Source organism: Photobacterium sp. Hal280, from assembly GCF_037162255.1.
In the GTDB taxonomy this organism is placed as follows: domain Bacteria; phylum Pseudomonadota; class Gammaproteobacteria; order Enterobacterales; family Vibrionaceae; genus Photobacterium.
The window spans coordinates 269,854-287,520 of sequence record NZ_JARLUO010000005.1; the positions used below are offsets into that span (position 1 = coordinate 269,854).

Annotated in this window: 18 protein-coding genes; 5 read left to right on the forward strand and 13 right to left on the reverse strand. The window is 54.5% G+C overall.

All coding sequences use genetic code 11. From position 1 onward, the window contains the following. The first annotated feature begins 38 nt into the window (after positions 1–38). On the forward strand, positions 39–1,028 hold the full coding sequence (locus P4S53_RS10360) for an AraC family transcriptional regulator (RefSeq protein WP_337112636.1): 990 nt from the start codon (positions 39–41) through the stop codon (positions 1,026–1,028). Here the strand turns inward: P4S53_RS10360 and cpxA are convergent. Continuing rightward, positions 998–2,431 carry an envelope stress sensor histidine kinase CpxA gene (cpxA, locus tag P4S53_RS10365; protein ID WP_337112637.1) on the reverse strand — a complete coding sequence of 478 codons (1,434 nt, stop codon included), beginning with the start codon at positions 2,429–2,431 and terminating at the stop codon, positions 998–1,000. The genes P4S53_RS10360 and cpxA overlap by 31 nt on opposite strands. After that, a complete protein-coding gene (locus P4S53_RS10370) occupies positions 2,428–3,117 on the reverse strand; it encodes a response regulator (RefSeq protein WP_337112638.1) in 690 nt (229 codons plus the stop codon). The genes cpxA and P4S53_RS10370 overlap by 4 nt, the downstream gene beginning before the upstream one ends. A 189-nt stretch (positions 3,118–3,306) precedes the next feature. Here P4S53_RS10370 and P4S53_RS10375 point away from each other — a divergent pair, with 189 nt between their 5' ends. Both P4S53_RS10375 and pfkA read left to right on the forward strand, forming a co-directional pair. Next, positions 3,307–3,789 (forward strand): CpxP family protein, encoded by a 483-nt coding sequence (locus P4S53_RS10375; RefSeq protein ID WP_442958685.1) that lies wholly within the window; start codon positions 3,307–3,309, stop codon positions 3,787–3,789. Positions 3,790–4,266: 477 nt separating this feature from the next. Next, positions 4,267–5,229, forward strand: coding sequence for a 6-phosphofructokinase (pfkA, locus tag P4S53_RS10380; protein ID WP_027250596.1), 963 nt, complete (start codon positions 4,267–4,269; stop codon positions 5,227–5,229). A 50-nt stretch (positions 5,230–5,279) separates the two neighbouring features. Here pfkA and P4S53_RS10385 read toward each other — a convergent pair. Both P4S53_RS10385 and tpiA read right to left on the reverse strand, forming a co-directional pair. Continuing rightward, a protein-coding gene (locus P4S53_RS10385) for an IS3 family transposase (RefSeq protein ID WP_337111999.1) occupies positions 5,280–6,514 on the reverse strand; the annotation gives its coding sequence in 2 pieces (ribosomal slippage) (positions 5,280–6,169 and positions 6,169–6,514; 1,236 coding nt in all). 141 nt (positions 6,515–6,655) lie between these two features. After that, entirely contained in the window at positions 6,656–7,426 is a 771-nt protein-coding gene (tpiA, locus tag P4S53_RS10390; RefSeq protein ID WP_337112640.1) for a triose-phosphate isomerase, read from the reverse strand. A gap of 371 nt (positions 7,427–7,797) precedes the next feature. On the opposite strand from tpiA, the gene P4S53_RS10395 reads away from it, so the two are divergent. Further along, positions 7,798–8,145, forward strand: a complete 348-nt coding sequence (locus P4S53_RS10395) for a 5-carboxymethyl-2-hydroxymuconate Delta-isomerase (RefSeq protein WP_234203870.1) — start codon at positions 7,798–7,800, stop codon at positions 8,143–8,145. Positions 8,146–8,197: 52 nt separating this feature from the next. On the opposite strand, the gene P4S53_RS10400 is transcribed toward P4S53_RS10395, so the two are convergent. The 6 genes from P4S53_RS10400 to P4S53_RS10425 all read right to left on the reverse strand — a co-directional run bounded on the left by P4S53_RS10400 (position 8,198) and on the right by P4S53_RS10425 (position 13,853). Then, positions 8,198–8,509: a DUF3135 domain-containing protein gene (locus P4S53_RS10400; protein ID WP_192015967.1), complete on the reverse strand. Its 312-nt coding sequence runs from the start codon at positions 8,507–8,509 to the stop codon at positions 8,198–8,200. Between the two features lie 141 nt (positions 8,510–8,650). After that, a complete protein-coding gene (locus tag P4S53_RS10405) occupies positions 8,651–9,394 on the reverse strand; it encodes a ferredoxin--NADP reductase (RefSeq protein WP_337112642.1) in 744 nt (247 codons plus the stop codon). A gap of 43 nt (positions 9,395–9,437) precedes the next feature. Then, positions 9,438–10,055 (reverse strand): helix-turn-helix transcriptional regulator, encoded by a 618-nt coding sequence (locus P4S53_RS10410; protein ID WP_337112643.1) that lies wholly within the window; start codon positions 10,053–10,055, stop codon positions 9,438–9,440. A 165-nt stretch (positions 10,056–10,220) separates the two neighbouring features. After that, the gene (gene glpX / locus P4S53_RS10415) at positions 10,221–11,228 is read right to left on the reverse strand and encodes a class II fructose-bisphosphatase (RefSeq protein ID WP_337112644.1); all 1,008 of its coding nucleotides are present in this window, start codon (positions 11,226–11,228) and stop codon (positions 10,221–10,223) included. A 210-nt stretch (positions 11,229–11,438) separates the two neighbouring features. Continuing rightward, positions 11,439–12,956: a glycerol kinase GlpK gene (gene glpK, locus P4S53_RS10420; RefSeq protein ID WP_337112645.1), complete on the reverse strand. Its 1,518-nt coding sequence runs from the start codon at positions 12,954–12,956 to the stop codon at positions 11,439–11,441. 45 nt (positions 12,957–13,001) lie between these two features. Further along, on the reverse strand, positions 13,002–13,853 hold the full coding sequence (locus P4S53_RS10425) for an MIP/aquaporin family protein (RefSeq protein ID WP_337112646.1): 852 nt from the start codon (positions 13,851–13,853) through the stop codon (positions 13,002–13,004). 477 nt (positions 13,854–14,330) lie between these two features. Between P4S53_RS10425 and zapB the strand changes: the two genes are divergently transcribed. Then, positions 14,331–14,573 (forward strand): cell division protein ZapB, encoded by a 243-nt coding sequence (gene zapB / locus P4S53_RS10430; protein ID WP_120513757.1) that lies wholly within the window; start codon positions 14,331–14,333, stop codon positions 14,571–14,573. Positions 14,574–14,651: 78 nt separating this feature from the next. On the opposite strand, the gene rraA is transcribed toward zapB, so the two are convergent. The 3 genes from rraA to hslU all read right to left on the reverse strand — a co-directional run bounded on the left by rraA (position 14,652) and on the right by hslU (position 17,664). After that, complete coding sequence (rraA, locus tag P4S53_RS10435; RefSeq protein ID WP_337112647.1) at positions 14,652–15,137, reverse strand: ribonuclease E activity regulator RraA; 486 nt, start codon at positions 15,135–15,137, stop codon at positions 14,652–14,654. 117 nt (positions 15,138–15,254) lie between these two features. Beyond that, entirely contained in the window at positions 15,255–16,163 is a 909-nt protein-coding gene (locus P4S53_RS10440; protein ID WP_337112648.1) for a 1,4-dihydroxy-2-naphthoate polyprenyltransferase, read from the reverse strand. A 169-nt stretch (positions 16,164–16,332) separates the two neighbouring features. Then, positions 16,333–17,664, reverse strand: coding sequence for an HslU--HslV peptidase ATPase subunit (gene hslU, locus P4S53_RS10445; RefSeq protein WP_120513759.1), 1,332 nt, complete (start codon positions 17,662–17,664; stop codon positions 16,333–16,335). Between the last annotated feature and the right edge of the window lie 3 nt (positions 17,665–17,667).

Here is a 17,667-nt window from a genome sequence, read left to right on the forward strand (position 1 = left end):
ATTGCAAGTATGATGAATTGACTGCCCGGATTCGCACTATGTATGCCAGCACTGTCACACCAGGATTCAGCAAAGCGATCCTTAAATTTCTGCCGTCTTTGGGGATCGCTCTGCCGGACGCGCTGCGACGTCAGGTGGCAGCCTGTCCGGCCGGTGAACGCTTGCCGCTGTCGCTGCAGGATCAGCTCTGGCAGGCGATTGCGGATCACGCCGATTGCGACGGGGTCGGATTGCGGATTGGCCGCCAGCTGCAGATCGATCAGTTTGATATGCTGGGCTTTTTGTTACTCAGCAGTGTCAATCTGGCTGGTGCGGTGGACAATCTGCTGCGGTTTTCCGATCTGGTCGGCGAGGGCGGACGCTTTGCCCGGTTCCACAGTCAGGAAGGCTGGCATCTGGTTTACCGTCCCCATTTTGAGGCGGCCAGAGCTCCGCGGCTGGAAGCCATTTTTGCCAGTGTGATGCAGGGCGCTGCCGTGGTCGCCAGTGGCCCGGTGATCCCCAAAACTGTCGCGTTCGAGCATCCGCCTCAGGCGCCACTGGCCCTGTACCGCGAGGTGTTCGGCGAGACCCAGATCGGTTTTTCCCAGACAGGGAACTACATGGTTTTCAGTGATGAAGACTGGCTGTGCACCCGGCGCGACATCCAGCCGGAATTGCAGGCTCAGCTGATCCGGCTGGCCCAGCAGCAGATGAAACGCCTGGCACCCGCCTCGTTTCTGGAGCAGATCCGCCATCTGCTGACACAGCAACCCGGCCTTACCCGCGCCCAGACTGCGGCCGTGTGCAATCTCAGCGAGCGCCACCTCAACCGCAAGCTGGCAGATTTTGGTGTCAGTTTCAGGACCTTGTCTGAGCAGATAAAAAAACAGCAGGCGCTGCAGATGCTGCACCAAAAAGGCAGCACCCAGGCTAACCTGGCGCTGCATTTTGGCTATGCGGATGACAGTGCCTTTGCCAAGGCGTTTAAACGCTGGACCGGCATGGGGATCCGGGACTACCGTGCTTCCGGCTGCGACAACGAGTGACGCTGGCTTTTCTGTGCCAGCGGCAGCATCAGGGTCACTCTCAGTCCGCCCAGCGGGCTGTGGCTGGCGGTGATACTGCCATTGTGCTGGCGAATGGCATTTTCTGTGATCGCCAGCCCCAGTCCCGTGCCGCCGCTGTGGCGATCCCGGGCGGTTGAGACGCGATAGAAAGGCCGGAAAATATCTTGCAGTTGATCATCGGGTACCCCTTCGCCGTTATCGTCTATGGTCACGGTCAGCGAGTGGTCATTGGCGCTGAACTGGACTTCGATGCGATCTTTGCTGTAGTAGATGGCATTGCGGACCACATTTTCCAGGGCACTGATCAGCAACTCTGCATTGCCCGCCAGCGGCCAGGGCTGTAACGGGCCGCAGCTCAGCGCTTTCTGGTTCTGGCTGGCTTCAAATTCAGCATCCTCCAGCATGTCTTGCCACAGGCTGACCGCATCACTGTACTCGCGGGTTTCCTGCCCGTGGATTTGCATCCGTGACAGTTCCAGCAGTTTGGCAATCATGGCTTCCAGCCGCTCAGCTTCGGTATCAATCCTCTCCAGCTCTGTGCTGTTGCCCTGTTTGCGCTGGGCCAGGGCGGTCGCCATGCGCAGCCGGGTCAGCGGCGAGCGCAGCTCGTGGGAGATATCCGACAACAGCCGCTGCTGCCCGCTGATCATCTGATTGACTGAGGTCACCATCTGATTAAAGCTGGCGCCGGCCTGGCGAAATTCAAGCGGGCCGGAGGATTCGAGTGTCGGATCCTGGGTGAATTGTCCGCTTGCCACCCGTTGCGCCGCTTCCTGCAGTTTGCGCGCCGGGCGGCTCAATGCCCAGGCCAGCCAGAGCAACAGCGGTGTACTGACCAGCATGGTCAGCAGCAGCAGATGAAAAGGCTGATCGAGAATGCGCAGAAAGAAAGGCGGTGGCCGGTGTGACACCCTGCCGATATACATCAGCGCGCTTTGCTGCTGATCCTTGACCAGAAAAGGCCCGGCCACCATCCAGCGGCCGTAGAGTTTCTGGCGCGGCGCGTCCGGGCTGTCGGCACTGGTAATGAAATTACGCAGGGCTTTGGTGCGCTGATGCGGCGTAAGCAGCTCGCCATCGTCATTGGTGAAATACAGCTGCATGCCTTTGTGGCGCTCGGGATCGGCCAGCGGCAGCAGTTTTTTCTGCAGGGTGCCGGGTTGGCTGCTTAACCGTTCTGATATGCGCGCCGCGGCGTTCTGGTAACGCTCCAATTCAGGCTGAGGAATCGTGTGCTGTGAGCGCGGGTCAAGGTGCGGCAGCAGCAGGAGCACCACAACAACCAGCATCAGAGTGAGCCAGAAAATGGCAAAGATCCGGCTGGAGAGCCGGTTGAACAGCGGCCGGCTGAAAATGGGCTGGTTAAACAGGGGCCGCTTCATCCCGCCTCCACAAACAGATAGCCTTTGCCGCGCAGGGTTTTGATTCGGGGCTTACCGTCTTCGCGCGCGGGCAGTTTTTTACGCAGGTTGGAGACATGCATGTCGATGGCGCGGTCAAACGGTGCCAGGCGTTTGCCCAGCACTTCCAGGCTGAGATCCTGTTTGGTCACCACAGTGCCGGGGTGGCGGATCAGGTGGCTGAGCAGGGCCAGTTCCGTGGCGGTCATTTCTATCAGCTCGCCGTTACAGGTCACTTCCTGTCGGCCGGGATAAATGGTCAGATCCAGATAGCTTACGCAGTCTGATTCGTTCTGGTTGTCCTGCACCATGCGGGAGCGGCGTAAAATAGCACGCATGCGGGCCAGCAGTTCCCGGTCGCTGAAAGGCTTGGGTAAATAGTCATCCGCGCCCAGCTCCAGCCCCAGCACTCTGTCTATCTCTTCGCCTTTGGCGGTCAGCATCAGGACCGGCGTACTGCTGGTCTCACGGAGTTTGCGCAGCATATTAATGCCGTTCATGACCGGCATCATGACGTCCAGCAGAATCAGATCTGTGTCCTCATCGACCATTAACAGCCCTTGCTCGCCATTGTGCGCGACGCGCACCGTGAAGCCTTCCAGCTGAAGGATGTCATTGAGCAGTGCTGTCAGTTCATGATCGTCATCGACCAGAAGAATGTTTGCCATACTGATTCCATACCCTCTAAATGATTCAGGTTAAGTATCCCTTATGCCCGAAAGCAGGCCAAGCCGGATAACAGGGCTTTACCCAGCTTTACGTTTTCACGACAACAGTTTACCTGCCAGCGGGTAGTATTGGCTTATCGGACATCAACAGAGCGAGAACAGGATATGAATAAGACGATGACCAGAAAAATGAAAGCCACAATCGGCATGGTACTTGCGGTACCTATGCTGCTGGGCTCCGTGTCGGCCCTGGCGGAAGGGGGCAAATATCATGGTAAAGGTCATTATGGTGACTGTGGTGGCCCTCGTGCCGAGCGCGGGGTGATGCAGTCACTGGATCTGACCGACGCGCAAAAAGAGCAGATGCGCAGCCTGCGCGAAAGCTATAAAGCGGAAATGCGCGACAACATGGCTCAGGGCCGTGAAGCCATGAAAGCAAATCACGACAAAATGCAAGATTTGCTGCTTGCCGACAACTTTGATGAAAATGCCGTGCGTGATCTGGCCAAGCAAATGTCAGATCAACAAATTGAGCGTCGTGTCAGCATGATGAAAAAACGTCACGACATGCTCAATATTCTGACTGCGGAGCAGAAAGCACAGTATAAGACATTGCATGCCGAGAAGCAGGCAGAATGCATGGCGAAATGGCAAGAAAAACGCAGTGAATAATGCTGCCTTTGACTGAAAATACCGAAGCCACAACGAGATGTTGTGGCTTTTTTTGTTGTCACCATGAGCTTAACTTGTCAATTTTGTTATTAAATTTCATCACAAAACCGCTATACTGCGAATAATATTTGTCTGTTCATGTGGCCGGAATCCCGGCTCGCCGTCAGGGCTCGGAAGAATTCGCTGACAAGGCAGCCGACATGGCGAACTCAGCATATACTTAGTGGCATATAGTCTGGCGGCACCCTGGGGTACAAAACGCACTCGGGGTTCCAGGATGCCAGCAAGGCTGCCGACACATGGCAAGTTTACGTGATATGAATCAATACATCGTTTTTCTAAATTGTAATACTCCTACATTAGTAGGAAAGTTACAGTTTACGCGAGTCGCCACCGTGAGGGAGGCGAGGCGGAGTCGCTGACTTGGGCCAGCTCGCAAAGGAAAGGATTTTCATTTCCCAAAGTCAGAGGGTAACCATGATTAAAAAGATTGGTGTTTTGACCAGTGGCGGTGACGCCCCAGGTATGAACGCGGCGATTCGCGGTGTTGTTCGCGCAGGTTTATCAGAAGGCCTGGAAGTTTACGGTGTCTATGATGGCTATCAGGGCTTGCATCAGAACCGTATTCAGAAGCTTGACCGCTCCAGTGTCTCTGACGTGATCAACCGGGGTGGCACGTTTCTTGGCTCTGCCCGTTTTCCTGAATTCCGTGATGAGAAAGTCCGTGCTCAGGCGATCGAAAACCTGAAAATTCACGGGATTGATGCGCTGGTGGTGATTGGCGGTGATGGCTCTTACATGGGGGCGAAAAAGCTGACCGAGATGGGTTATCCGTGTATCGGTCTGCCTGGCACTATCGACAACGATGTGGCCGGGACCGATTATACCATCGGCTTTATGACGGCGCTGAATACCGTGATTGATGCGATTGACCGCTTGCGTGATACCTCATCGTCGCACCAGCGTATTTCGATTGTGGAAGTCATGGGGCGTCATTGCGGCGATCTGACCCTGATGGCATCGATTGCCGGTGGCTGTGAGTACATCATCACCCCGGAAACCGGCCTGCACAAAGAGCAGCTGCTGGCCAAAATCAAAGAAGGCATCTATAAAGGCAAGAAGCACGCGATTGTGGCGATTACCGAGCTGATGACAGATGTCAATCAACTGGCTAAGTATATTGAGACGGAAACCGGCCGTGAAACCCGCGCCACTGTGCTGGGCCATATCCAGCGTGGCGGGCAGCCAACAGCCTTTGACCGGATTCTGGCCTCTCGCATGGGTGCCTACGCGGTTGATCTGCTGATGCAGGGCGAAGGCGGCCGTTGCGTGGGGGTGCAGAATGAGAAAATGGTGCATCACGACATCATTGATGCCATCGAGAATATGAAACGTCCGGTGCGCACAGACCTGTACAAGGTCGCTGATAAACTGTTCTGATTGTTTCAGGACGGGACAGACTGTCTAGTCCTAAAATAGGTTGACGCTTTTTATGTAGCCAGTAGGTATTCCCTACTGGCTTTTTCATGCACTTCACTCGGGGTTCTCATCCCCAAGCTCGTATGCGGTCTCAAGTCGTTATATGTCGATATCGACTCTTTCACTAACACCATAAGCTCTTTTAGGGTATTGCACTGGTAGAGTAGGAACTCACTCTTTAGTATGCCATTAACCCGCTCAGCCAGCGCATTCTGATAACAGTCATAACCATCAGTCATTGAAGGTATCATGCTATTGGCGCTTAACTTTTCCTGGTACTCTGATGAGCAGTATTGTAACCCTCGATCTGAGTGGTGAATTGTTGCTGCATCTGTTTGGCGGTTGGTTATGGTCATATCCAGCGCTTTTACCACGTCGCTAGCCTTCATTTCGTTACTCAATTCATAGCCTAATATTTTCCGGGAGTAAGCGTCTGTAACTAGTGAGAGATAGTGTGTCCCTTCATCTGTTTTGACATAGGTAATATCGCTCACAACCACTTGCTCTACATGATGAACAACTTTATCTTTCAAAAGGTTTGGGTGCTTCCTGAGCCAATGTTTGCTGTTCGTCGTCTTGGTGTAGTTCTTCCTTGGCTTGACCAGCAGGTTCTCGTTTTTTAAGTACTTGAATAACCCATCTCGTCCCAACTTTATTCCTTGTTTCTCTAGCTGGGGCTTAATCAACTGGTATAGCTTACGAGTACCAACCCGAGGCATAAGTTGCCGCCAGTACCTTACCATCTCTTTTACAGGCAAGAGTTCCTCAGCACGCACTTCGAGGCGCTGCTTCCATTGATGCACAGCTTGCCGGGATAAATTGAACTGCCTACATGCAGTTGCGAGCTTTACTTTTCCTTGCTCTTTGGCAAGCCAGAGCGCTCGGCTAAGTACTTTTTTTCCAAGTCTATTCCGTGTTCTTTTTTAAGGATTTCCACCATATCGCTGTAAATCATGTTCTTTAATTCAGCGTCGGCAAGGGCTTTTTCTAGGCGCTTAATCTTCTGTGCTGGCGATTCTTTTGATTTAGGCATAGTAGGGAAGTGTTCAACTGGCTTCGACCAATCTAACTTACCATGCTTTCTTAGCCATACAAGAACAGTGCTTCGTCCCTGAATGCCAAAGTGTGCTTGGGCTTGTTTGTAGGTCATCTCGCCTTTTTCAACCTGAGCAACAACAGCGAGTTTAAAGCCTAATGTGTAATCACGCTGTGTTCGTTTTATCTTTGATTTGCTTGATGAGTTCATTGATAAGTCTCCAATGTGTCAACTTATCTCAGGACGGGACAGACAGATAAAAAAAGCCGACCCTCTGCAGGTCGGCTTTTTTGTGCGTCTGTCTGGTGACAAAACGCTAGCGGAGCGGCAGGCGCCGCTCCTGAGAGTGTTTTATTGTTTGGCTTCTGCTGCCGCTTTAGCAATCGCGGCAAAGCCTTCGGCGTCCAGTGCCGCACCGCCAACCAGGGCGCCGTCGATGTCTGGCATCGCGAACAGCTCAGCCGCGTTGCCGGCTTTCACCGAGCCGCCGTACTGGATTACCACGTTTTTCGCCACGTCAGCGCTGAAAGACGCAATGTGGGCGCGGATCGCAGCATGGATTTCTTGTGCTTGCTGAGCCGTCGCCGCTTTACCTGTACCGATGGCCCAGATAGGTTCATAGGCGATGATGGCACCGTTCAGGGCTTCAACACCTTGTGTTTTGATCACAGCGTCCAGCTGACGGGCACAAACGGCAACCGTTTCGCCGGCTTCGTTCTGTGCTTCAGATTCACCGATGCACAGTACAGGCGTCAGGCCGTGCTCTTTCAGGAAGGCAAACTTCTGAGCCACGAACTCGTCTGACTCGTGATGGTATTCACGGCGCTCTGAGTGGCCGATGATGATGTGGCTGGCGCCGACATCTTTCAGCATCTCAGGTGAGATATCACCTGTGTAAGCACCGCTGGCGTTCACATCTACGTTCTGGGCACCCAGAATGATCTTGCTCTTGCCCTGGCTGATCAGACGCTGTGCCAGATCCAGGTACATCACAGGTGGCGCGACTGCCACATCAACGCCCTCAACGCCAGCCAGCGCGGCATCCAGACCTGTCAGCAGGTTGGTGACCATTTCTTTGCTGCCGTTTAGTTTCCAGTTACCCATAACTACAGGATGACGCATAAGATTTTCTCCATATCTATGTGATGTCTAAAGTCAGACTAAACTGAGTACACCGCTGTCTGGCAGTAGTGTGTTCAGTGCAGCCTGCCTGATAATGCAGGTTTAAACGTCCGACAGTATACGCCCGATAGACGTAAACTTCCTTAATCTCGAACAAATCCATGCCCGGTTGTACCTGTTTCAACGGCAAAAGTGAACTCTGAGCTGTAATAAATTTTCACTTTCAGCTCAGCGCGGCTAGCCCGATTGAGGGTGAACAGTGATCCACAGGGAATTTCTGCATGCCCGTGTCGCTGTCGTCAGTAAAATCGGCTAAGTTATGCGCCAGTTTATGGAATATCGGGTCGCCCCTGACCAACAAGGAGAGTTGTATGCCACACCTGAAGCTGGAATTTGCCGATCCCGTTGCTGAGCGCGTTAACGTTGCAGCCTTACTGGAAGACCTCCATCAGTCATTGCTAACCTGCGGGGTGTTTGAGCCCGCCTCTGTGAAATCTCGCGCTTATCCCTGCCATCAGTGGCAGGTGGGAGAGGGCGGCGATGCTCATAATTTTATTCACCTGGAACTGGCTTTGTTGTCGGGGCGTGACAATGACTGTAAGCGCGGACTGGCAGAGCGTCTGATGCCGCTGCTGGAGCAGCACGCTGCGGCGATTGACAGCCTGACGATTGAAATTCGGGATATGGAAAGTGAAACTTACTTAAAGTCGAAGCGCTGAACTGCCCGCAAGAAGCCAGCAATCGCTGGCTTCTTATCTGTTTAGAGGCAGCTTAGGCCTGACGGCGAAACGGCATCACTTTCGCTTCATGTTCCGTCAGGGTTTCCGGTGCGGTCAATGAGCGGGCAAAGCGCTGTAATTGTTGTTGGAGTTCAGCCCGCAGCAGCATATTGGTATGGTTCGGGTTTTTACCCCGTGCAATGACCTGATTGATGTGACTCATCTGCGCGCGCAAGCGGGGTTGCATGGCTGGGCTGGCGTTCTCAATAATTTCTTCGCTCATCCGCAGTCGCAAGGCTTCCAGTTCTTCAGGTGCCGTTTCGGCCAGTTTTTTGAGTTCATCAAAGGATGGTAACGTCTGCATAACTCATTCCCCCAAGCGTCAAATCTGTGACTTACTTAACACTAGATGGCGGGGCATGAAAAAAGCGTCTCGTTGATGAGACGCTCAATAAAAGTAACCTGAGTGTACAGAGAATGAGGCTTGCTCTGGCTGGCTGACCAGTTACCAGTAGTGCTCAACGGTGATCTGGCCGGGTTTACGGCGCAGATTTTTCTCAAACCCGCGAGCTTCCAGTACCGCCTTGGTGTCTTTCACCATCGCCGGGTTACCACACAGCATCAGTTGGGCGGTTTTCGGATCGAGCGGCAGACCAACGTGCCGTTCAAGCTGGCCGTCTGAAATGGCTTGTGGGATACGGCCGGTGAGTGCCAGCGGTGCCGGTTCCCTGCTGACAAACGGCTGGACGATCAGCTGTTCCGGGTGAGCCGCTTTGAGCGCGTTGATTTCGGCCTGGTAACTGAGATCGGCAGCAAAACGAACGGCATGCACCAGTACGATTTTACGAAACCGCTGCCAGGCGGTGGCTTCCCGCAAAATGGAGAGATAAGGCCCGATGGCCGTCCCGGTTGATAACAGCCAGAGGGTGTCTCCGTCAGGCACTTCATCCAAAGTAAAGAAGCCGTTAGCCCGGGCGGTGATGAAGACCTCGTCTCCGGCTTCCAGAGCGTGCAGGCGAGGGGACAGTAAACCGTCCGCGACTCGGGTGGCGTAGATTTCAATCTGGTTTGTACTGGGCGGATTGACAAAGGAGTAGGCGCGTTGGATCATTTTGCCGTCGCATTCCAGCGCCAGCTTAGTAAATTGTCCGGCTTTAAAGGGCTCAATATTCGCCGCCAGCGTTAAACTGAATAGTTCGCTGTTCCAGTGACGATTATTGATAACCTTGGCAGGGATCCAGTCAGCCATTGTTGATCTCCTATTACATTGTCAGATTGACCGAGTCAGATTCTCAGGACGGATGAATGCGGTAGCTGCATCGGCGCTGACCGGCAATGATGTGCTCGTTGCGCTCTATGGTCACACCGTCCCCCAGCAGACGCTGGAAGACCGCCAGTTCAGATCGACAAAGTGAGGGGCAGCGCTTCGCGGCATGGCAGATAGGACAATGGTTCTCAATCAGGATGAAGCCGTGTTCATCGGACTCCAGCTGTGCCATGTAACCTTCCTTTTCCCTCAGTGTAGTCAGAATCTGAAGTTTTTCTTTTAAATCTGTGGCTTTTGCAATGGCCTGCTGATACTGGCTCAGCGTGCCTTCCTCGCGCTGCAGCAAAATCTTCTGCAAACCTTCCTGGCCGAACAGATTTTCCACCGAATCCAGCATCTGAATGATCAGATCACCGTGACGATCGGCAAACTGCTCGTGGCCTTTGGCCGTCAGGTGCCAGTGACGGGTTGGCCGGCCGACTTTGGCTTTGATGTCTTCAAACCCCACCAGGCCGTCATCTTCCAGCCCCTGCAAGTGCTGACGCACGCCCATAGTCGTCAGGCCCAGCTCTTCTGACAGGGTTTTGGCAGTGACCGGGCCGTCTTGCTTCATTCTGTGAAGAATTTTATCTATGGTTTTCATAGTCGTATTACTTGTATTCATGCGCCCATTATGCGGCCAGCAAAGTATATAAAGCAATGGCTTTACTAAATAGCATAGTCCAGCTTGATAAAAAAGCAGTGAAAGTCTGATGATGATCAGGCGGTTATCCCGGTACTTATCGCGTACCGGGAAGGCAGAGCGCTGTCAGAGAATATGAGGCAGAATCGCCGGATCTTTTCTGTCTAAGTAATGTATCGATTTGATTCGGCGAATCGTTCGGCATTTACCACGGATGAGCAGGGTTTCCGTGGTGGCAATATTGCCATTGCGGGTAATGCCGTCCAGCAAATCGCCTTTGGTGATGCCCGTCCCGGCGAAGATGACATTGTCGCTTTTCGCCATTTGTTCCAGCAGCAGGACCTGATTGGGTTCAATGCCCATTTCGCGGCAGCGGTCCATTTCCTGCTGGCCCATGCGATAGTTGTCATCACTGCCGCCTTTGACCAGAAAACGCGGCAGCAGACGCCCTTGCATATCACCGCCTAACGCCCGGATGGCTGCCGCCGAAACCACACCTTCCGGCGCCCCGCCGATGCAGTACATCACGTCGACTTCGCTGTCCGGCATGCAAGTGAGAATGGAGGCGGCCACATCGCCGTCCGGCACGGCATAGACACGAATGCCCATCGCCTGCATTTTGGCAATCACCTCGTCATGGCGCGGTTTCGCCAGTGTGGTCACCACCAGGTTCTCTAGCGGCTTACCCAGCGCGGCGGCGATATTGACCAGGTTGTCTTCCAGCGGCAGGTTGAGATCTATCTGCCCCTTGGCTTGCGGGCCGACCACCAGCTTTTCCATGTACATGTCAGGTGCTTTGAGAAACGCCCCTTTTTCACCGGCCGCCAGCACCGCCAGTGCATTGTTCTGGCCCATGGCGGTCATCCGGGTGCCTTCGATCGGGTCGACCGCGATATCGACCGCATCGCCACCGGCACCGACCTGCTCGCCGATATACAGCATCGGGGCGTCGTCAATTTCCCCTTCACCGATGACAATCTCGCCGGTGATCTCGGTTTGGTTTAGCAGGGTGCGCATGACTTCGACAGCAGCGCCGTCAGCGGCATTTTTGTCGCCCCGGCCGAGCCATTGATAACCTGCCAGCGCGGCACCTTCAGTGACACGGGAAAAAGCCATTGCCAAATCGCGTTTCATGGGAACTCCAGAACTACTCAGTAAAAGATATCAGGTCAGTCACAGATATCAGGGTGTCGATTCTCTGCGCGAATTGTAACACAGACGCCAGCGCCGCGTTTCCTGCTGCAAGGTATCGATAAAAAAACAAGCCCGCCGGAAAGGGCAGGCTTGTGGTCAGAGTGAAATATTCAGCGTAAAAGGGGTGGGCATAACCCGATCCCGCGGGGATTATTCGTCCTCGTCGATCGCCCAGCCTTTGGCGCATTCCACGGCGCGCTTCCAGCCTTTATAGCGTCGGGCACGCTTGTTGTCATCCGGGCAAGGGGTGAAGCTGCGGTCCAGCACGGCTTTGTTTTGCAGCTCATCAATACTGTCCCAGAAGCCCACCGCCAGACCGGCCAGATAGCCGGCGCCCAGGGCGGTGACTTCCGTCACCACAGGGCGGTGCACTTCGGTGTTCAGCAGATCCGACTGGAACTGCATCAGGAAGTTGTTGGACACGGCACCGCCGTCCACTTTCAGCGCGGCCAGATGGATCCCTGAATCGGCCTGCATGGCATCCAGGACATCGCGGGTCTGGTAAGCGATACTTTCCAGTGTGGCGCGGATCAGGTGGTTGTTGTTGACGCCCCGGGTCAGGCCGACAATGGCGCCGCGCGCATACGGGTCCCAATAAGGAGCGCCTAAGCCGGTGAAGGCCGGCACCACATACACCCCGTTGGCACTGCCTACTTTTTCTGCAAAGTACTCAGAATCTTTGGCATCACCAAGCAGTTTCAGCTCATCACGCAGCCATTGAATCGAGGCACCGGCCATGAAGACCGCCCCTTCCAGTGCGTAAGCCGGCTCGCCTTTCGGGCCGCAGGCCAGAGTGGTCAGCAGGCCGTTCTGCGAGTTCACTTTCTCTTTGCCTGTGTTCATCAGCAGGAAGCAGCCGGTGCCATAGGTATTTTTGGCCTGGCCGGGTTCCACGCACATCTGACCGAAGAGCGCGGCCTGCTGGTCACCGGCAATGCCCGCGATAGGCACCCGGGTGCCGCCTTTGCCGCCAATGTTGGTCTGACCGTAGATTTCGGACGAAGCTTTGACTTCCGGCATCATAGACAGCGGGATATCCATGGCTTTGAGCAGCTTTTCATCCCACTGCAGCGAGTTGATGTTAAACAGCATGGTCCGGGAGGCATTGGTGTAGTCAGTGACATGCACGCGGCCCTGGGTCAGTTTCCAGATCAGCCAGGTATCGACGGTACCGAACAGCAGGTTACCCGCTTCGGCCTGCTCACGGGCGCCTTCGACGTTGTCCAGAATCCACTTGATTTTAGTGCCGGAGAAATACGGGTCGACCACCAGACCTGTGTTGTCACGGATGTAGTCTTCCAGACCCTGTTGCTGTTTGAGCTGCTGGCAGATGTCGGCGGTGCGGCGGCACTGCCAGACAATGGCGTTGTAGACAGGTTTACCTGTGTTTTTGTCCCAGACAATGGTGGTTTCGCGTTGGTTGGTGATCCCGATACCGGCAATCTGATCGGTGCGGATGCCGACTTTGGCCAGGGCTTCCACCATAGTGGAGCTCTGGCTGGCCCAGATTTCCATCGGGTCGTGCTCAACCCAGCCTGCTTTGGGGTAGATTTGGGTGAATTCGCGCTGCGCAGTGCAGACAATATTGGCGTCATGATCCAAGATCACGGCGCGTGAGCTGGTGGTTCCCTGATCGAGTGCGACGATGTACTTTTGTTCTGTGGTCATCTGAGTGTCCTCTTCTCTCTAGATCAATTATAGATAGCGCCGCAATCAGGCTTGCGCGGTTTCTTGCTCATTGTCTGATTCACATTGGTTCGGCAGGGTACAGCGGTTACCCGGCAGATAGACGCCAACGGCTTTCGGGTACAGCCAGGCACCGAAGCCGGCTCCGGCAATCGGCGCCAGAATAGGGATGATAAAGTAAGGAATATCTTTGCCGCCAGTCAGCGCCATGTCGCCCCAGCCTGCCAGGTATGCAAAAAACTTGGGGCCAAAGTCCCGGGCCGGGTTCATGGCAAAACCGGTCAGTGGACCAAGCGAACCCCCAATCACGGCAATCAGGATACCGATCAGAACCGGACCCAACGCGCCGCGCGGCGCGCCGTTTTTCTCATCACCTATCGCCAGAATGGCAAACATCAGCACGGCAGTAATGACAAACTCGACCGCAAAAGCACCGCTCAATGACAGGGCAGGATTCGGGTAGGTAGAAAAGATCCCGGCCGTGGCCAGACTTTCTGCGCTGCCGCGAATCATGTCATGCGCGCTTTCGAACTCGGTGAACAAGTTGCTGTACAGGCCGTATACCAGGGCGGCCGAGCAGAAGGCGCCAGCCAGCTGGGACAGAATGTAAGGGAGTACTTTAGTTTTATCAAAGCCGTGAAAAAGGGCGAGTGCAATAGTGACGGCCGGGTTGATGTGCGCGCCGGAGACACCCGCGGTGCAATAAATCGCGATGGTGACGCCAAGGCCCCACATAATGCTGATTTCCCACTGACCGAAGTCAGCACCTGCTAACACCAGTGCGGCGACACAGCCCACACCAAAGAAGATGAGCAGTCCGGTGCCGATGAATTCTGCCAGGCATTCACCGAGCAGCGTAGGGGGTTGTCGTTTTGTCATGTGCCAATCCTTATGTCGAGTGATAGGTAATAGAGTTGTTATCGTTATGTGACCAAAAAATACTCGAATGGTGATTTCATCGAAAGGGCTGTGAATCAAAAATGTGCGTTCGAGCATATAATTTGTTTCATTGGTCGATTTCGAAAGGAAAGCGAAAGTCGGAGGGTGGAGTTAATGCTCTATTTTTTGTCTTGCGAGGCGCGAACACTAGCATGTCGGCCACAGCGGTTCAAAACGCGCGGAGGAAAACTGAGTGTTCGCTAACAGTTCAGCGCAGCGGGCCGCCCGCACTGGCTTGCGGAAGGTAAAATTTTGTGGAAGTTTGGATAAATTTTATCCGATTGTGAAAAAGCGTGGTATTAGTAGATGCCAGACGAATAAGGCCTAGTTAGAATAGGGGCTACGTTGGAATTGTAATTTGCCTGGTAGGCGTAGCTTAAGCTGCGGTCTTGCGCAGGTGCTGATAGGGTGAAAACTATGTCTTTAGAGATGCTGGAACAGCTGGAAGCCAAAGTGCAAATGGCTGTCGACACCATTTCCCTGCTGCAGATGGAAGTGGAAGAACTGAAAGAGAAAAACGATAATCTGGTCAACCTTGCTCAGGAACTGCGCGCCGATCGTGAGTCGCTGGTCCAGGACAATGAGAAGCTGCGCAATGATCATCAGGCGTGGCAGGAGCGGGTCCGTACGCTGCTGGGTAAAATGGAGACAGTGGAGTAATGTCCGCCGCCGCCATCGGCAAGAAAAAACAGAGCCGTTGGGCTCTGTTTTTTTTAGTGTTCATGCAGCCAGCGGCTATCAGTCGATATCCAGCGGTTCAGGCGACAGAATCACCCCGGTATTGTCGGCATAGAGATGGTCTTCCGGCAGGAAGGTAACGCCACCGAAATTCACAGCAACGTCGACTTCGCCCGTCCCTTGCTTGTCAGCACCAACAGGGATCGAGGCCATGGCCTGAATGCCGATATCCAGCTCATCTAATTCATCGACATGGCGCACACAGCCATACACGATGATCCCTTCCCACTCACTCTGTACTGCCAGTTGTGCCAGCTCGGCGTCAATCAGTGCGCGACGAAGCGAACCGCCACCATCAATTAACAGGACTCGCCCAGCGCCAGGTTCGGCCAGCACACTCTGAAGCAGGCCATTGTCTTCAAAACATTTTACTGTGGTGATCTGGCCTCCGAATGAGCTTCGGCCACCGTAAGAGCTGAACATTGGCTCAACCACATCAACCAGGTCGAGGTAAATATCACAGAGTTCAGAGGTATTGTATTCCATAAGCTCGCTTCTTTATTGGCAGTAATATTCAGTAGGACAGGATGCAGAAAGCGCCTATTCACTAACTTGCTGAAAGTATAACCAGCTCAGGCTGCATTGCAATCTCGGCGCTATGCTTTAGCGGTCGGCAAGCAACCCGATGGCAAACAGCAGGTTAGTCACCAGTGCGATTTTAGCCAGTAAGCCCAGCATCGGAGCCAATGATTGTGCTTTTTGCGCGGCCAGTACGTGAGCGGCATGCGCCAGCAACCAAGGAGCGGCCAGCAGAAACAGCCAGCCCCACGCCGAGCGGGCCGTCAGCAGGGCATAGGCCGCAAAGCCGAGCAAGCTGAATACCATGAGCAGCAGGTGATACCATCGGCCTGCCGCGGGGCCGAGTCTTGCCGCCAGGGTGAGTTTTCCGCATTGCCTGTCGTTATCAATATCCCGCAGGTTGTTGAGATTCAGTACCCCGACCGCCAGCAATCCGCTGGCGGTCGCTGGCAGTAAGATGACCCATTGAAACTGGTGGCTTTGCAGGTAATAGCCACCGCCGACGGCGACCCAGCCGAAGAAGATCAGCACGGCAGGATCGCCCAGTCCGCGATAGCCATAAGGTTTGGCGCCTAGGGTGTAGGCCAGTGCTGCCAGCACAGAAGCGATTCCCAGCGCCATAAAGCTCAGCAGGACTGTGGTGGACGGCCGGGCCAGCCAGAGCAGGGCGATGCCGCTCAGCGTGGTAAATACCAGGGTCACGGTGATGGCTGCCCGCATGGCTGTGAGGCTAATCCGGCCCTGCTGAAGTCCGCGCTGCGGCCCCAGCCGGTGGCGGTTATCCGTACCTTTGCGTACGTCGCCATAATCGTTGGCCAGATTCGACAAGATCTGGAGCAGCAAAGCGGTCAGCAGTGCCAGCAGGGCGATCGCCGGTGAAAAGTGTCCCTGGGCAGCGGCCAGGCTGTTACCGCACAGCAAAGCGGCCACAGCCAGCAGCAGGGTTTTGGGCCGGGTCGCATCCAGCCAGACGGAGAGAGAGGACAAAGCCAAGATCCTAAGATAAAGACATCATAGGGTGTGAGTATGGCCCGATGGCAGAAAAGAATGTTGTTCTGGCGCAACAAGAAGATAAAAAACGGGATGCCAGTTGAGAATCTGGCATCCCGCTGTGTCCGGAGCACTGAGTGGTTCAGTGAACCCCCGCTAGTAACAGGTTGGGTTACAGAATAAAGCGGCTGAGATCTTCGTCTTCCACCAGCTCGCCCAGATGGGCATGCACATAGGCTTTGTCGATGATCTGCTCTTTACCGCCCTGTTCGGAAGCATCATAAGACAACTCTTCCATCAGGCGCTCCAGCACAGTGTGCAGACGGCGGGCACCGATATTCTCAGTACGCTCGTTGACCTGCCAGGCTGCATCGGCAATCTGGGCAATGCCATCTTCAGTAAAGCTGATGGTGACATTTTCCGTAGCCATCAGGGCGCGGTACTGCTCGGTCAGCGAGGCGTTCGGCTCGGTCAGGATGCGCTTGAAGTCTTCGCTGGTCAGGGCTTCGAGTTCAACACGAATCGGCAGACGGCCCTGCAGCTCAGGGATCAGATCAGACGGACGTGCCACCTGGAAGGCGCCGGAAGCGATAAACAGGATGTGATCGGTTCTGACCATGCCATGCTTGGTTGAGACCGTGGACCCTTCCACCAGCGGCAGCAGGTCACGCTGAACCCCTTCGCGGGACACATCCGGGCCTGAACTTTCGCCACGCTTACAGATTTTATCGATTTCATCAATGAAGACGATACCGTTGTTCTCGACCGCGTGGATCGCCTGCTCTTTCAGCTCTTCCTGATTGACCAGTTTGGCGGCTTCATCTTCGGTCACCGCTTTGAGCGCATCTTTGATTTTCATCTTGCGCTTTTTGGTGGTGTTGCCCGCCAGATTCTGGAACATGCCCTGCAGCTGATTGGTCATTTCTTCCATGCCGGGAGGGGCCATGATCTCAACGCCCATTTGCGGCGCGGCGACGTCAATTTCGATTTCCTTGTCATCCAGCTTGCCTTCGCGCAGCTTTTTGCGAAATGACTGACGGGTGGCCGAATTGGTGTCGCTTTCTTCATTTTTGCCCCAGGCATCACGCGGTGGCGGGAGCAAGACATCCAGGATGCGGTCTTCGGCCAGCTCTTCAGCGCGGAAGCGGACTTTTTCGGTGGCCTGCTGGTGGGTCATTTTGACCGCAACGTCAGTCAGATCGCGGATAATGGTTTCCACTTCTTTGCCGACATAACCGACTTCGGTGAATTTGGTGGCTTCCACTTTGATGAAAGGCGCGTTGGCCAGTTTGGCCAGACGGCGGGCGATCTCGGTTTTACCGACACCGGTCGGCCCTATCATCAGGATGTTTTTCGGGGTTACTTCAACGCGCAGCTCTTCCGGCAGCTGCATGCGACGCCAGCGGTTACGCAGCGCAATCGCCACGGCACGCTTGGCCTTGTCCTGGCCGATAATATGGCGGTTCAGTTCATGAACAATTTCGCGGGGAGTCATTTCAGACATGGG

What these genes read in the sequence shown, in the direction of transcription:
- P4S53_RS10375 (WP_442958685.1), top strand. Translation starts at nt 3,307, where the DNA reads ATGAAAGCCACAATCGGCATGGTACTTGCGGTACCTATGCTGCTGGGC.
- hslU (WP_120513759.1), bottom strand. Translation starts at nt 17,664, where the DNA reads ATGTCTGAAATGACTCCCCGCGAAATTGTTCATGAACTGAACCGCCAT.
- zapB (WP_120513757.1), top strand. Translation starts at nt 14,331, where the DNA reads ATGTCTTTAGAGATGCTGGAACAGCTGGAAGCCAAAGTGCAAATGGCT.
- glpK (WP_337112645.1), bottom strand. Translation starts at nt 12,956, where the DNA reads ATGACCACAGAACAAAAGTACATCGTCGCACTCGATCAGGGAACCACC.
- cpxA (WP_337112637.1), bottom strand. Translation starts at nt 2,431, where the DNA reads ATGAAGCGGCCCCTGTTTAACCAGCCCATTTTCAGCCGGCCGCTGTTC.
- glpX (WP_337112644.1), bottom strand. Translation starts at nt 11,228, where the DNA reads ATGAAACGCGATTTGGCAATGGCTTTTTCCCGTGTCACTGAAGGTGCC.
- P4S53_RS10405 (WP_337112642.1), bottom strand. Translation starts at nt 9,394, where the DNA reads ATGGCTGACTGGATCCCTGCCAAGGTTATCAATAATCGTCACTGGAAC.
- tpiA (WP_337112640.1), bottom strand. Translation starts at nt 7,426, where the DNA reads ATGCGTCATCCTGTAGTTATGGGTAACTGGAAACTAAACGGCAGCAAA.
- pfkA (WP_027250596.1), top strand. Translation starts at nt 4,267, where the DNA reads ATGATTAAAAAGATTGGTGTTTTGACCAGTGGCGGTGACGCCCCAGGT.
- P4S53_RS10410 (WP_337112643.1), bottom strand. Translation starts at nt 10,055, where the DNA reads ATGAAAACCATAGATAAAATTCTTCACAGAATGAAGCAAGACGGCCCG.
- P4S53_RS10370 (WP_337112638.1), bottom strand. Translation starts at nt 3,117, where the DNA reads ATGGCAAACATTCTTCTGGTCGATGACGATCATGAACTGACAGCACTG.
- P4S53_RS10395 (WP_234203870.1), top strand. Translation starts at nt 7,798, where the DNA reads ATGCCACACCTGAAGCTGGAATTTGCCGATCCCGTTGCTGAGCGCGTT.
- P4S53_RS10360 (WP_337112636.1), top strand. Translation starts at nt 39, where the DNA reads ATGTATGCCAGCACTGTCACACCAGGATTCAGCAAAGCGATCCTTAAA.
- rraA (WP_337112647.1), bottom strand. Translation starts at nt 15,137, where the DNA reads ATGGAATACAATACCTCTGAACTCTGTGATATTTACCTCGACCTGGTT.
- P4S53_RS10425 (WP_337112646.1), bottom strand. Translation starts at nt 13,853, where the DNA reads ATGACAAAACGACAACCCCCTACGCTGCTCGGTGAATGCCTGGCAGAA.
- P4S53_RS10400 (WP_192015967.1), bottom strand. Translation starts at nt 8,509, where the DNA reads ATGCAGACGTTACCATCCTTTGATGAACTCAAAAAACTGGCCGAAACG.